This window comes from Pseudomonas sp. AC083, from assembly GCF_979253165.1.
On record NZ_CEEDDH010000096.1, the window covers coordinates 1 to 280 of the forward strand.

At 45.0% G+C, this 280-nt stretch carries 1 protein-coding gene; it reads left to right on the top strand.

Going from position 1 to position 280, the window contains the following annotated elements; all coding sequences use genetic code 11:
• Window positions 1-43: 43 nt before the first annotated feature.
• On the top strand, window positions 44-280 hold a 237-nt coding region (locus tag AC0IXA_RS27360; protein WP_471814890.1), incomplete at its 3' end, for a hypothetical protein.

Here is a 280-nt window from a genome sequence, read left to right on the forward strand (position 1 = left end):
TCTCTCACCAGCTGTGTTTGTAAGGTAATAGAACGCATGGTTAATGCCCGGTTGGTTTGGTTACTCGAAACTCTCCACCTCCTCACCAATGTCCAATGCAGATTTTGTAGGCAGTGTTCTGCTATCGACGTATATTATGAATAACTTTTTGCATAAGCGTCAGATGGTGGCTGTATTCTTTGATTTGGAAGGGGCCTATGACACCTGTTGGAAGGCAGGCATTCTCTGCACACTCCATATATTGGACTTTTGCGGGGCCGCAAAAGTCCAATATATGGAG